This is a genomic window from Streptomyces sp. MB09-01 (assembly GCF_033794505.1).
Lineage (GTDB): Bacteria > Actinomycetota > Actinomycetes > Streptomycetales > Streptomycetaceae > Streptomyces.
Genome location: NZ_JARAYQ010000233.1, coordinates 1 through 13144 on the forward strand (window position 1 = coordinate 1; position 13144 = coordinate 13144).

The window sequence follows — 13144 nt, forward strand, 5'->3', positions numbered from 1 at the left end:
CCGCCCGCCTGGAGGCCCCGTACGGACGCCGCCCCGCTGCTCCCGGACCCCGAGCCCTACCGGGTCCTGGGCACCGAGGCGGCCGACCGGCTGGACCCCGCGCTGATGCGGCGCTGCTACGCCGAGCTGGTGCGCGGCCGCCGCTACAACGCCCAGGCCACGGCGCTCACCAAGCAGGGCCGGCTCGCCGTCTACCCCTCCACCGTCGGCCAGGAGGCCTGCGAGATCGCGGCCGCGATGGTCCTGGAGGACCAGGACTGGCTGTTCCCGAGCTACCGCGACACCCTGGCGGCCGTCGCGCGCGGACTGGACCCCGTACAGGCGCTGACGCTGCTGCGCGGCGACTGGCACACCGGCTACGACCCGCGCGAGCACCGCATCGCCCCGCTGTGCACCCCGCTCGCCACCCAGCTGCCGCACGCGGTGGGCCTGGCGCACGCGGCCCGGCTGCGCGGGGACGACGTCGTCGCCCTCGCCATGGTCGGCGACGGCGGCACCAGCGAAGGCGACTTCCACGAGGCGCTGAACTTCGCGGCCGTCTGGCAGGCCCCCGTGGTCTTCCTCGTGCAGAACAACGGCTTCGCGATATCCGTCCCGCTCGCCAAGCAGACCGCGGCTCCGACGCTGGCCCACAAGGCCGTCGGGTACGGCATGCCCGGCCGGCTGGTCGACGGCAACGACATCGCGGCGGTGCACGAGGTGCTGGCCGAGGCGGTCCGCAGGGCCCGGGCCGGCGGCGGTCCGACGCTGATCGAGGCGGTGACGTACCGGATGGAGGCGCACACGAACGCCGACGACGCGACCCGCTACCGCGGTGACGCCGAGGTCGAGGCCTGGAAGGCGCACGACCCGATCGAGCTGCTCGAGCGCGAGCTGACCGCGCGCGGGATCATCGACGAGGCGGGCATCCGGGCGGCGCGCGACGAGGCCGAGGTGATGGCCGCGGCGCTGCGCGAGGGGATGAACGCGGACCCGGTGCTCGACCCGATGGACCTGTTCGCGCACGTGTACGCGGATCAGACGGACCGGCTGCGCGAGCAGGCGGCCGTGCTCCGCGCCGAGCTGGAAGCCGAGGACCAGGCGTGACGACGGTGGCGGCGGCGAAGTCCGCGAAGCCGGGGGCCAAGCCCTCGACGATGGCGCAGGCCCTGACCCGGGCCATGCGCGACGCGATGGCCGAGGACCCGACGGTCCACGTCATGGGCGAGGACGTCGGGACGCTCGGCGGGGTCTTCCGGATCACGGACGGGCTCGCCAAGGAGTTCGGCGAGGACCGCTGCACGGACACCCCGCTCGCGGAGGCCGGCATCCTGGGCGCGGCGGTCGGCATGGCCATGTACGGGCTGCGGCCGGTGGTGGAGATGCAGTTCGACGCCTTCGCGTACCCGGCGTTCGAGCAGCTGATCTCGCACGTGGCGAAGATGCGCAACCGGACGCGCGGCGCGATGCCGCTGCCGATCACCATCCGCGTGCCGTACGGCGGCGGGATCGGCGGCGTGGAGCACCACTGCGACTCCTCCGAGGCGTACTACGTCGCGACGCCGGGCCTGCACGTGGTGACCCCGGCGACGGTCGAGGACGCGTACGGACTGCTGCGCGCCTCGATCGCGAGCGACGACCCGGTGGTCTTCCTGGAGCCGAAGCGGCTCTACTGGTCGAAGGCCGACTGGTCCCCCGAGGCGCCGGCGGCCGTGCCGGGCATCGGCAAGGCCCTGGTCCGCCGGGCGGGCACGAGCGCGACGCTGATCACCTACGGGCCCTCGCTGCCGCTCTGCCTGGAGGCCGCCGAGGCGGCCCGCGAGGAGGGCTGGGACCTGGAGGTCGTGGACCTGCGCTCGCTGGTCCCCTTCGACGAGGAGACGGTCGTGCAGTCCGTGCGCCGCACCGGGCGCGCGGTGGTCGTCCACGAGGCGAACGGCTTCGGCGGCCCGGGCGCGGAGATCGCCGCCCGCGTCACGGAGCGCTGCTTCCACCACCTGGAGGCGCCGGTGCTGCGGGTGACGGGCTTCGACATCCCGTATCCGCCGCCGATGCTGGAGAAGCACCACCTGCCGGGAGTGGACCGGATCCTGGACACCGTGGCACGCCTGCAGTGGGAGAACTGATGCCACAGGTCATGGAATTCAAGCTGCCGGACCTCGGCGAGGGCCTCACCGAGGCCGAGATCGTGCGCTGGCTGGTGGCGGTGGGCGACGTCGTCGCCATCGACCAGCCGGTCGTCGAGGTCGAGACGGCCAAGGCAATGGTGGAGGTGCCCTGCCCGTACGGCGGAGTGGTCACCGCCCGCTTCGGCGAGGAGGGGCAGGAACTGCCGGTCGGGGCTCCGCTGATCACTGTGGCGGTGGGTGCGCAGACGCTCCCGGAGGCCCCGGCGGCCGAAGACGGAGGCTCCGGCAGCGCGCCACGGCCGCTGATCGGTTACGGCTCGGACCACTCGCGCCCGGCGCGTCGGCGACGGGTGCGACCCGTCACCGCCGAGGTCACGGCGGCGGTCGTCCCTGCCGTTGCCGCCGCGACCGCCGTCGCTGCCGTGGCCACCGGGCCCGTCGCGGTGATCTCGCCGCTGGTGCGGAAGCTGGCCAAGGACAACGGCGTCGACCTGCGCGCACTGCGCGGGTCGGGCCCGGAGGGGCTCATCCTGCGGGCGGACGTCGAGGCGGCGCTGGCGGCTCTGCGGGCTCCGGCTCCGGTGGCGGCGCCGGCCTCCCCGGCTCCGCAGGGCGAGCGGATCCCGCTCAAGGGCGTGCGCGGTGCGGTCGCCGAGAAGCTGTCGCGCAGCCGCCGGGAGATCCCGGACGCCACCTGCTGGGTCGACGCGGACGCCACCGAGCTGATGGCGGCCCGCGCCGCGATGAACGCGGTGGGCGGCCCCAAGATCTCGGTGCTGGCGCTGCTGGCCCGGATCTGCACGGCGGCGCTGGCCCGCTATCCGGAGCTCAACTCCACGGTGGACCTGGCGGCGGGCGAGATCGTCCGGCTCCCGTCCGTGCACCTGGGCTTCGCCGCGCAGACCGAGCGGGGCCTGATGGTCCCGGTGGTCCGGGACGCGCAGAACCGGAACCCGGAGTCCCTGTCGGCGGAGTTCGCCCGTCTGACGGAGCTGGCGCGGGCCGGGAAGCTTGCCCCGGCCGACCTGACGGGCGGAACCTTCACCCTGAACAACTACGGGGTGTTCGGGGTCGACGGCTCCACGCCGATCATCAACCACCCGGAGGCGGCGATGCTCGGGGTGGGCCGGATCATGCCGAAGCCGTGGGTGCACCGCGGTGAGCTGGCGGTCCGCCAGGTCGTCCAGCTGTCGCTGACGTTCGACCACCGGGTCTGCGACGGCGGCACGGCGGGCGGCTTCCTCCGCTACGTCGCCGACTGCGTGGAATCCCCGGCGGTCCTGCTGCGCAGCTTGTAGCCGAGCGCGGACCGGGTCCTCGAACGCCGGCCGGGCTGAAGGAATCAGCCCGGCCGGCGTTCGAGGCGCGGGGCGGAGCGCCGTGCCGTGAGCCGCGCTCAGACCGTGAGCAGGAGCTTGCCCACGTGGCTGCTCGACTCCAGGACCCGGTGGGCCTCGGCCGCATCCCGCATCGGGTACGACGCGTGGACCACCGGGCGGATCCGGCCCGCGGAGACCAGGGGCCACACGTGCTCCCGTACGGCCGCGACAATGGCCGCCTTCTCCTCCAGCGGGCGGGCCCGCAGCGTGGTGGCGGTGATCGCCGCCCGCTTGGAGAGCAGCGCGCCAAGGTTCAGTTCGGCCTTCACGCCGCCCTGGAGCCCGATCACCGCGAGGCGGCCGTTCACGGCCAGGGCGTCCACGTTCCGGGAGAGGTACTTCGCGCCCATGATGTCCAGGATCACGTCCGCGCCGGCCCCGCCCGTCGCCGCCTTGAGCTCCGCCACGAAGTCCTGCTCGCGGTAGTCGATCAGGATGTCCGCGCCCAGCTCCTTGCAGCGCGCCAGCTTCTCCGGGCCGCCCGCCGTCACGGCGACCGTCGCGCCCACCGCCTTCGCCAGCTGGATCGCCATCGTCCCGATCCCGCTGGACCCGCCGTGCACGAGCAGGGTCTCGCCGGGGCGCAGTCCGGCCACCATGAACACGTTGGACCACACGGTGGTGACGGCCTCGGGCAGCGCGGCCGCCGTCACCAGGTCCACGCCCGCCGGGACCGGCAGCAGCTGGCCCGCCGGAACGGCCACCCGTTGCGCGTACCCGCCGCCCGACAGCAGGGCGCACACCTCGTCGCCCGGCGACCAGCCGGACACTCCCGGCCCGATCGAGGCGATCCGCCCGGAGCACTCCAGCCCCGGATAGGGCGAGGTGCCGGGCGGCGGGTCGTAGTACCCCTGCCGCTGGAGGAGGTCGGCGCGGTTCACGGCGCTCGCCGCGACCTCGACGAGGACCTCGCCGTCGCCCGCCACCGGATCGGGTACGTCGGTCCAGACGAGGGCCTCGGGGCCGCCGGGCTGCTCGATGGTGATCGCATGCATGGCCCGGAGGCTACGCCAACTCGTCCCTACTCGGCAGAGTTCCGGGTCACGGGGGGCGAGGAGGGCGGCGTCGCCCGGACGATGGTGATGAGACGGTCCGTCAGCTGGATCGGGCTCGCGTGCGGATCGTCGTACGCGAGGAGCCGGTGCCCGCGCAGCACGTTCACCACCAGGTCGTCGGTGTCCCGGACCGACTTGCCGACCTCGGACTTGCGTGCGGGCCGTTCGATGAGGTCGAGGCCGGTGCCCTGCTGGATCAGGTCCTCCATCACGGCGCCCGCGCTCGGGCTGAGCACCGAGAGGCCCAGCAGCCGGCCGGCCGCGCTCGCGCTCGTGATGACGGCGTCGGCGCCGGACTGGCGCAGCAGCGGGGCGTTCTCCTCCTCGCGCACCGCCGCGACGATCTTCGCCCCGCGGTTGAGCTGCCGGGCCGTCAGCGTGACCAGGACCGCCGTGTCGTCCCGCTGGGTGGCGATGACGATCTGACGGGCCTTCTGCAACTCGGCGCGCAGCAGTACCTCGGAGCGGGTGGCATCGCCGACCACACCGGTGAACCCGTCCGCGGTGGCCGTGTCGATCACCTTGGCGCTCGGATCGACGATGACGACCTGCTCCTTGGAAAGGCCCGTGGCCAGCAGCGTCTGCAGGGCCGAGCGGCCCTTGGTGCCGAAGCCGACGACGACCGTGTGCTCACGCAAGTTCTTCCTCCAGCGCTTCAGGCGCCACTCTTCCCGCGTCCGTTCCGTCAGGACTTCCAGGGTGGTACCGACCAGGATGATCAGGAACAGCACGCGCAGCGGCGTGATCAGCAGGATGTTGATCAGCCGTGCGCTGTCGCTGTACGGGACGATGTCGCCGTAGCCGGTCGTCGACAGCGTCACGGTGGCGTAGTAGAAGCAGTCGAGGAGGTCGACCTGCTCGTTGGCGTTGTCGTGGTAGCCGTCGCGGTCCAGCCACACGATGAAGACCGTCAGGAAGAGCACGAAGAGGGCCATCAGAAGGCGCTTGGTGACCTGCCTGAGCGGCTGTTCGACGATGCGCCTGGGCAGTTTGATGCGCCGGGAGACGAGCTTCTCGTCGGCCTCGCGGGCCATTGCGTCCTGACCGTGAAGTTTCACGTGAAACATCCTCCGGAAGCCCACGGCAGATCGAGGATCTCCAGGTCCTGCCCGGCGCGGGCGCCCTTCGGCGGTACGACGGCCAGCGCGTCGGCGGCGGCCACCCCGCGCAGCATCGCGGGCCCGTGGTAGCGCAGCGGCACCGCGTGCTCGTCGCTCAGCACGACCGGGACCAGCCGCGTGTCGTACGGGTGGCCCGGTACGTCGCCCTGGACCGGCGCCGTGTAGCGGGGGCGGTTGCGGCGGCCGGCGAGGGCGCGCAGCAGGGGCTCGGCGAGGGTCAGCAGCCCGGAGACGGCGGCCAGGGGGTTCCCCGGCAGACCGACCAGGTGCCGCCCGTCGGCCCGGCCGCCGATGCGGGCCAGCAGCATCGGGTGCCCGGGGCGTACCGCCACCCCGTCGACCAGGAGCTCGGCGCCCGCCTTCAGCAGGACGGGGTGGACGTGGTCGACGGGCCCGGAAGCGGTCCCGCCGGTGGTCACCAGCACGTCGGCGGTGGAGGTGGTGACGGCGTCCAGCAGGGCCGCGGCCCCCGCGGGGTCGTCGCCGAGCCTTCGGGTGCCGACGACCTCGGCGCCCAGCCGGGCGAGCCAGGGGCCGAGCATCGGGCTGAGGGCGTCGCGGATCAGCCCGTCGTGCGGGCGGCCCTCGGTGAGCAGCTCGTCGCCGAGGACCAGGACCTCCACGCGGGGCCGGGGCCGGGTGGTCAGTTCGTCGTACCCGGCGGCCGCGGCGAGCCCGAGCACGGCCGGGGTGACCAGGGAACCGGCGGGCAGCAGCAGGTCTCCGGAGCGGCACTCCTGGCCGCGCGGGCGGATGTCCTGGCCGGTGAGGACGGGGCGGTCGGCGAAGAGCTGGGAGCCCGCCTCGCGGCAGTGCTCGCTGCGGATGACGGCGGTGGTGTCGGCGGGGATCCGGGCGCCCGTGGCGATCCGTACGGCCTCGCCGTCCGCGAGGGGCTCGGGCCGGTCGGAACCGGCCAGGACCCCGGTGCCGGTACGGACGCTCCAGGGGCCGGGACCGGCGACGGCCCAGCCGTCCATGGCGGAGGTGTCGAAGGACGGCAGGTCGGTCAGCGCGTCCAGGGGCGCGGCCAGGACCTCGCCGAGGGCCTCGGCGAGCGGAACCCGGTGCGTACGGGCCCGCGCCCCGGCCCCCGCGTGGACGGAGGCCTCCCGCGCGCGCGGCCAGGAGAGCGCCCGGCGGCCGCCCGCCCCGCCGCCCTCGGGGGCGCGGCTGACCAGGGCCAGGGCCTCGTCGAGGGCCTCCTCGGCGGAGTTCGCGGGGGTCATCCGGAGCCGTTCTGTTCGGTGGCGGCGTCGTCCGCTGCGCCGGTACCCGCGTCGGCCTCGGCCTCGGCCGCCCAGCGCAGCGCCAGGTCGGCGGCCTTGCGGGAGGCTTCGGCGACGGCCTGGGCGGGGTCGGCGCCGGTGGCGGCGGCTTGGGCGGCCGCGTAGCCGACCAGGAAGGTGGTCAGCGGGGCGGCGGGCCGGGCGACGCCGTGGGCGGCGTCCCTGGCGAGATCGAGGAGGGTCTTGACGTCGACGTCGAGGTCGAGGCCCAGCTCGTTCTTGGCGGCGGTGATCCATTGGTCCAGCACGGTTCCATGCTCCCTGATCCGGGCGCGGGCGGCGGCGAGATCGTCCCAGGTGTCGCAGTCGAAGGAGGCGAGTGGCTGCGCCGTGACGCGGGCGAGGTCGAGTTCGGAGGTGAGCGCGCGCAGCGGGAGCCCGGTCAAGTTGCCGTGCTCGGTGGCCAGCAGGGCGATCTCGCGGCGCAGGGGCTCGGCCCGGTAGGCGGCGACCAGCGGCTGGTCCCGGCCGTCGGGGTCGCGGAGCATCGCGCCGTCCGGGCCGGGCGCGTCGAGCAGGGCCCGTACGGTCTCCCGGTCCAGGAACGGCAGGTCCGCGGAGAGTACGAGGACCAGCTCGGCGGTGGTTCCGCGCAGCCCGGCGTCCAGCGCGGCCACGGGGCCGCCGCCGGGCGGGTCCTCCCGGGTCCAGCGGACCGGGCGCGAAGTGGGGCGGCGGCCGCCGACCACGACAGTGGTCCGGGCGTCGGGGCAGGCGTCGAGGACGCGGTCGAGGAGGGCGCGGCCGCCGACGCTCAGCGCGGGCTTGTCCGCCCCGCCGAGTCGCTGCGCGGCGCCGCCGGCCAGCACGATCGCGTCGTAGCTCATGCCCCAGAGTATGAGGGGACCATGTCCCCTGCGGGGCGCCGCACTTACTGCGGGCTTATCCGGCGGGCGGCCGCGGCTCGGAGACCGGGGCTCAGACCGGAGGCTCAGAGCGGGGCTGAGAGCGGGGCTCCGCCCCGCAACCCCGTGTCTCGAACGCCGGAGGGGCCGGAAGATCCGGCCCCTCCGGTTCCTGCTACAGGTACGGGCCCGAGCGGATCGCGCCGTGGCCGCCGTCATCGTCGTCGTCGTGGGGGCCGCCCGGCGGGAGGGCGCGCCGCATCTGTTCCAGCTGGGCCCGCGCTGCCATCTGCTGCGCGAACAGGGCCGTCTGGATGCCGTGGAAGAGGCCCTCCAGCCATCCCACCAACTGGGCCTGCGCGATGCGCAGTTCGGCCTCGGAGGGAATGGCTTCCTCGGTGAACGGGAGGGACAGGCGCTCCAGTTCCTCCACGAGCTCCGGAGCCAGACCGTCCTCCAGCTCCTTCACCGAGGCGGCATGGATGTCCTTGAGCCGGACCCGGCTCGCCTCGTCGAGAGGCGCGGCACGTACCTCTTCCAGGAGTTGCTTGATCATGCTGCCGATCCGCATGACCTTGGCGGGCTGTTCGACCATCTCCGTCACCGGGACCTCGCGCGACTCGTCATCGGCGTCGCCGACCGCCGTCCCGTCCTGTCCCACGATCAGGACGTGCGGGGGGCTGTCCTGCGACCGTTCACTCCTCGGCATCTCCATGCCGTCATTCTCTCGCACGCCTTCGTTCTCACACGGTGTGCCCCCGTACAGTCGTGATCCACCCTGTACGGGGGCACCAGGATTACCCGGCGGTCCGGCGGGCCAGGGCGCCGGTGGAGCGGGTGACCAGCGCCGCGAGCAGGGCCGCGCCCAGCGGGACGACGACGATCAGCTGGGCGAGGGTCTCCCAGGGCACGGAGATCGGCACGTAGGGCACGCCCTCCGCCGTGGAGACGTAGCCTCGGTTGAGGTGGTGCTCGTACAGCGCCTGCAGTTCCCGTCGCTGCACCATGCGCAGGCCGACCGCGGGCAGGATCCCGGCCGCCGAGCCCAGGACGACTCCCATCAGGGCGACCACCCCGCACTGGAAGCCGCTCAGCGTCCGCCGCACCCGCGGCGCCGCGCCCACGGCCGCCAGGGTCTTCAGATCGGCCTCGGCGTCGGCCTGGGCGAGCCCGGTGGCGATGCCGGCCGCGCCGATGGTGACCAGGCCGGCGAAGACGGTCAGGGCGAGCAGTCCCAGGCTGTCGTTGCCCTCGTAGCCCGCCTCGATGCGCATGGACGCCTCCACGCCCATCCGGTCGATCTCTCCGGCGATCTTCTGCCGCTGCTCGCTGCTCGCCGTCCCGTCGAGGGTGAAGTACGAACCGGAGGCCGCGGTGGCCATCCCGGCGGCCTTGGCCGCGGCGGGCGGCAGGACCAGTTCGATGCCCCAGCCGTCGGCGCTCTCGGGTGCCAGGTGGACGGGCAGGATCTTGTCCTCACCGGCCGGATCCTCACCGAGCGGAGGAGCGGAGCTGACGCCCTCCTTGGCGATGACCACCCGCAGGTTGATCTTGCCGTCCTTGACCTGGCGCCTGTCGAAGGAGACGGCGCGGCCCTCCTTGAGGGCGGCCACGGAGCCCGGGTCGGTGACCGCCAGCACGCTCAGCAGTTTCTCGTCGGCGACGACCACCGTGCTCTGCGTGCCGCGCTTGCCCTCCACGCAGCGCCAGTCCTGGCGCAGGACCCGGGCCTGCTCGTCGGTGAACGCGTCAGGTCCTCCGGGGGTGTCGTAGAGCGGGCAGCGCTGGTCCTTGGGCCTGATGATCTCGACGCGGCCGCAGCCGGGTTCACGGGAGAACGACTCGCAGCTCGGCATGCCGACGACCAGCCGGTCGAAGTCCGCCCGGACCGCCACCGGGAGCTCCTTGGACAGGGCCTCGCGCAGGGCCGGCACCTCCTTGTGGGCGCTGTTCTCCTGGGCTTCCAGCAGCCCGGTGCCGTGCGGCAGATGGGCGACGTACTCGTGCCGCATCTGCAGGTCCCGGCTGTGTTCGTACGTGGCCACCGCGACGGTGCCGGCGACGGCGGCGAGGACCGCGGCCACGGCGGGCGCCGTACGCCCCCGGTTGCGCACGGCGTCGCGCAGCGCGAGCCGCGGCGACAGCGGCAGCCAGCGCCCGAGCCGGCCGAACAGGCCTACCAGGACCGGGGTGAGGGCGACGATGCCGAGCTCGGCGATTGCGCTGCCGCCCGCGACGACGGTGGCGCCCATCTTCGACGCGGTGCCGTACAGGGCGATCACGGCGCCGCCGGCGACGGCGAGCAGGCCGAGGACCGGCAGCACCCGGTTGGCGCGGCGCACTCCGCGGCGGCCGGTCAGCGAGGCCAGCACGGTCTGCCGGGACGCGGTGACGGCGGGAACGATGGCGGACAGCAGGCCGGTCACCACGGCGAGCAGGGCGATGCCGGCCAGTTCCAGCGGGCGGAAGTCGAGGCCGCCGAAGCGGACGCCGAGCTGCCCCTCCAGGACGGGGCGCAGCGCAAGGGTGAGCACCACGCCGACGACGGTGCCGATGACGGCGGACACGGCGCCGATGACCAGGCCGCCGGACAGCACGATGGAGCGGATGTGGCGCCGGTCGCCGCCGTTGGCGCCGACCAGGCCGAGCTGGCGGCGCGAGCGCCGGGCGCCGACCGCGAAGGCCGGTCCGGCGAGCAGGCAGATCTCCAGCATGGCGAGGCCCACGACAGTGGCCAGGACGGCCATTTCGGAGGCACTCCCCGCTTCCAGCTGGTACTGCTCCTTGGATTCCTGCTGGTAGAGCGGTACGTCGGCATCGGCGGGCGGGTCCAGGCGGACGGCGCGGGAGACGACCACCAGGGACTTGGTGTTGGCCGCCTTGACCATGTTCCACGTGAAACCTTCGCCGCCGACCTTGACCAGGTAGCTGACGTGGGGCCGGAGCCCGAAGGCCCCGGAGGCCTCGAGCGCCCGGTCGAGCGGGGCGATCAGGGTTCCCGGCGGGGCGAGGATCTCGTCCTTGCCGAGCTCGCTGGGAAGCTCGTACGCCCCGACGATCTTGTACGAGGTGGTCGCGCCGCGCGGAGTGACCGTGGAGCCGACGAACAGGCCGGAGTGCTCCAGGAGGGCGGTGGTGGCGGCGACCTCGCCGGCGCGCTCGGGCAGCCGGCCGCGGTCGAGCGTGAACATGCCGTCCACCAGCGGGCTCTGCGCGTCGAGTTCGTGCAGATCGGTGTCGAGCAGGCCGTGCTTGGTGCGGATCTTGCCGTAGCCCACGGAGTCCTTGATGACCTGGGTCCCGGCCGGGAGCGCGGACGTGTCCAGCTCCTGCGGGCTCTCCTGCGGTATCGACGCGCCGTCGAACTTTTCGTAACCGCCGACGGGGGCGAAGCTGGAGCCGTCCGGCAGCTGGTAGATCGCCACGCCCATGCGCGAGTGGCTCACCCGGGCGTCGGCGGCCCCGATCTGGCGCGAGAGGGTCTGCTCGGGGGAGAGCTCGGCGCTGCGCAGGGTGAGGTCGGCGGCGCTCACGCCGATGATCGGCAGGGCGATCATCGCGAGGACCAGGGAGCTGCGGCCCTTGGCGCGCCAGGCGTCGCGGCGGGCGATGCGCAGGGCCGCGACCCAGGAGTGGTACCAGCCTCGGAGGGAGAAGGTCACTGGCCGGCCGCCTGACCGGAGAGGAGCGAGTCGGGCCGGCTGCGCAGGGTCTCGTCGACCACGCTGCCGTCGCGCAGGAAGACCACGCGGTCGGCCCAGGCGGCGAACCGCGGCTCGTGCGTGACGAGGATCCCGGCCGCGCCCGCGTCGCAGCGGGAGCGCAGCAGGGAGAGGACGGACTCGCCGGTCTCGGAGTCGAGGGCCCCGGTGGGCTCGTCGGCGAGGACCAGGCGGCGGTCGCCCACGAGGGCGCGCGCGATGGCCACGCGCTGCTGCTGGCCGCCGGACATCTCGTCGGGGAAGCGGTCGGCGAGTGCGGCGAGGCCTATCTCCTCCAGCGCGGCGAGCGCGGACACCCGCGCCTTGCGGGCGGAGGTCCCGTCGAGTTCCCGGGGCAGGGCCACGTTCTCGGCGGCGGTGAGGGCCGGGATCAGGTTGTAGTCCTGGAAGACGTACCCGATGCTGCGGCGGCGCAGGGCGGCCAGCTGCTTGCGGCTCGCCGTGGTGAGGTCGGTGCCCTCGACCACGACCCGTCCGCTGCTCGGGGTGTCGAGGCCGCCCGCGAGGGTCAGCAGGGTGGACTTGCCGGAGCCGGACGGGCCCATGACGGCGACGAGTTCACCCGGGTGGACGGAGAGGTTGATTCCGCGCAGGGCGTGCACCTCGGTGGCGCCGCTGCCGTGGGTGCGGACGAGCTGGTCCAACTGCAGTACGGGCTGCTGGTGCTGGGGCTGATCGGGCATGAGGGGTCCCCCCTGGGACGGTGGTTCAGCCTCGCCGCGTGCGGGCGGTACGGGGCCGGGCGGTGGTGGTCGGGGCCGGGGTCTCGGCGGCGGCGGCCTGGGGTGGTTCGGGTTCGCCGGCTCTCCGGTCGGCCGGGAGGGAGAGCCGTACGAGCCGGGCTTCGCAGTGGTCGAGCCAGCGGGCTTCGGCCTCGGTCTGGAAGATCAGCTGTTCCAGGACGAGCAGCCAGGCCACGTCGTCGCGTTCGCGGGACTGCCCGCTCTCGACCGCGGCGAGTGCCGTGGCCTTGAGCCGGGTGTAGTCCTGCATCGCCTTGATCGTGGCGTGGCGCTGGGACTGGATGACGGCGCGGATGTCCACTCCGGGCGCGCCCACGGCCATCGCGAGCTTGATGGAGAGCTCGTCGCGGGGCGGGTTGGCCCGGTCGACGGGACGCTCGTACCACTGGCGCAGCTCGGTGCGCCCGGTGTCGGTGATGGCGTACAGGGTGTGCCCGGCGGCGTCCTCGCCGTCGGGGGCGACGAGACCGTCGCGTTCGAGGCGGGCGAGGGTGGTGTACACCTGCCCGACGTTGAGCGGCCAGGTGGAGCCGGTGCGGGATTCGAACTCGGTGCGCAGCTGGGAGCCGTACCGAGGACCCCGTTCCAGTAGGGCGAGAAGCCCGTGACGGATCGACATACCGAGTATGTATACCGAGTATGTTCACGCTCGGCAACCATCCTCAGGCGTACGCCGCAAGGGGGACCGCGGCCGCACCGCTCGGCTAGATGCTCCGGCGCAGGCGCACGCCGAGGTAGCCCAGACCCAGTCCCATCAGGGCGAATCCGGTGCCGAGGGGCAGTATGTGCGCGGCCAGGTCGGCGGCCCGGTCGTTCGGTTCGGTGCCGAGGGCGGTGACCCGCCCGGGCGGGCTCGACGCCACGGCCGGCGGGGGCGGGGGC

11 protein-coding genes are annotated in these 13144 nt (G+C 73.7%); 3 read left to right on the forward strand and 8 right to left on the reverse strand.

Features of this window, described 5'->3' with window-relative positions:
• From pdhA to PV721_RS33960, 3 genes are all read left to right on the forward strand, one after another.
• A partial coding sequence (pdhA, locus tag PV721_RS33950) for a pyruvate dehydrogenase (acetyl-transferring) E1 component subunit alpha (protein ID WP_319731172.1) occupies nt 1–1086 on the forward strand: 1086 nt, incomplete at its 5' end.
• A 50-nt stretch (nt 1087–1136) separates the two neighbouring features.
• A complete protein-coding gene (locus PV721_RS33955; protein ID WP_319731189.1) occupies nt 1137–2105 on the forward strand; it encodes an alpha-ketoacid dehydrogenase subunit beta in 969 nt (322 codons plus the stop codon).
• Nucleotides 2105–3406 carry a dihydrolipoamide acetyltransferase family protein gene (locus tag PV721_RS33960; protein ID WP_319731174.1) on the forward strand — a complete coding sequence of 434 codons (1302 nt, stop codon included), beginning with the start codon at nt 2105–2107 and terminating at the stop codon, nt 3404–3406. Before PV721_RS33955 ends, PV721_RS33960 begins: the two co-directional genes overlap by 1 nt.
• Before the next feature lie 98 nt (nt 3407–3504).
• On the opposite strand, the gene PV721_RS33965 is transcribed toward PV721_RS33960, so the two are convergent.
• From PV721_RS33965 to PV721_RS34000, 8 genes are all read right to left on the reverse strand, one after another.
• A complete protein-coding gene (locus PV721_RS33965) occupies nt 3505–4482 on the reverse strand; it encodes an NAD(P)H-quinone oxidoreductase (protein WP_319731176.1) in 978 nt (325 codons plus the stop codon).
• A gap of 26 nt (nt 4483–4508) precedes the next feature.
• Nucleotides 4509–5609 (reverse strand): potassium channel family protein, encoded by a 1101-nt coding sequence (locus tag PV721_RS33970; protein ID WP_319731178.1) that lies wholly within the window; start codon nt 5607–5609, stop codon nt 4509–4511.
• Nucleotides 5597–6892: a molybdopterin molybdotransferase MoeA gene (locus tag PV721_RS33975; protein ID WP_319731180.1), complete on the reverse strand. Its 1296-nt coding sequence runs from the start codon at nt 6890–6892 to the stop codon at nt 5597–5599. The genes PV721_RS33970 and PV721_RS33975 overlap by 13 nt, the downstream gene beginning before the upstream one ends.
• Complete coding sequence (locus tag PV721_RS33980) at nt 6889–7779, reverse strand: NTP transferase domain-containing protein (RefSeq protein ID WP_319731182.1); 891 nt, start codon at nt 7777–7779, stop codon at nt 6889–6891. Before PV721_RS33980 ends, PV721_RS33975 begins: the two co-directional genes overlap by 4 nt.
• A 193-nt stretch (nt 7780–7972) precedes the next feature.
• Nucleotides 7973–8512, reverse strand: coding sequence for a bacterial proteasome activator family protein (locus tag PV721_RS33985; protein ID WP_319731183.1), 540 nt, complete (start codon nt 8510–8512; stop codon nt 7973–7975).
• Between the two features lie 82 nt (nt 8513–8594).
• A complete protein-coding gene (locus PV721_RS33990; protein ID WP_319731191.1) occupies nt 8595–11354 on the reverse strand; it encodes an FtsX-like permease family protein in 2760 nt (919 codons plus the stop codon).
• Between the two features lie 101 nt (nt 11355–11455).
• Nucleotides 11456–12202 carry an ABC transporter ATP-binding protein gene (locus PV721_RS33995; protein WP_319731185.1) on the reverse strand — a complete coding sequence of 249 codons (747 nt, stop codon included), beginning with the start codon at nt 12200–12202 and terminating at the stop codon, nt 11456–11458.
• 25 nt (nt 12203–12227) lie between these two features.
• A complete protein-coding gene (locus PV721_RS34000; RefSeq protein ID WP_319731187.1) occupies nt 12228–12881 on the reverse strand; it encodes a PadR family transcriptional regulator in 654 nt (217 codons plus the stop codon).
• Nucleotides 12882–13144: the final 263 nt, after the last annotated feature.